Genomic DNA, 718 nt, shown 5'->3' with positions numbered 1-718 from the left:
AGTCGTTGATGGCGGCGACGACGCCGGCGCCGACGGTGCGGCCGCCTTCACGGATGGCGAAGCGCAGCTTCTCCTCCATGGCCACCGGCACGATCAGCGTGACGTCCATGGTCACGTTGTCGCCCGGCATCACCATCTCGGTGCCTTCCGGCAGCTCGCACACCCCGGTCACGTCCGTGGTCCGGAAGTAGAATTGCGGCCGGTAGTTGGTGAAGAACGGCGTGTGGCGACCGCCCTCCTCCTTGGTCAGGATGTAGGCCTCGGCCTTGAACTTGGTGTGCGGCTTCACCGAACCCGGCTTGCACACGACCTGGCCGCGCTCCACGTCCTCGCGCTTGGTGCCGCGCAGCAGCACGCCGACGTTGTCGCCCGCCTGGCCCTGGTCGAGCAGCTTGCGGAACATCTCCACGCCCGTCACCGTCGTGGTCGTGGTCGCCCGGATGCCGACGATCTCCACCGTCTCGCCGACCTTGACGATGCCGCGCTCGACGCGACCCGTCACCACCGTGCCGCGGCCCGAGATCGAGAACACGTCCTCGATCGGCATCAGGAACGGCAGGTCGATCGGACGCTCCGGCTGCGGGATGTAGCTGTCCACCGTCTCCATCAGCTTCAGGACCGCGTCCTTGCCGATCTTGGGCTCCTTGTCCTCCAGCGCCATCAGCGCCGAGCCCTTGGTGATCGGGATGTCGTCGCCCGGGAAGTCGTACTTCGACAG

At 67.0% G+C, this 718-nt stretch carries 1 protein-coding gene; it reads right to left on the bottom strand.

Annotated elements, in window-relative coordinates; translation table 11 throughout:
- On the bottom strand, nucleotides 1-718 hold a 718-nt coding region (locus tag WYO_RS04105), incomplete at both ends, for an EF-Tu/IF-2/RF-3 family GTPase (RefSeq protein WP_007559438.1).

This window comes from Methylobacterium sp. GXF4, assembly GCF_000272495.1.
GTDB lineage: Bacteria > Pseudomonadota > Alphaproteobacteria > Rhizobiales > Beijerinckiaceae > Methylobacterium > Methylobacterium brachiatum.
This window is presented reverse-complemented; position numbering and strand designations above follow the sequence as displayed.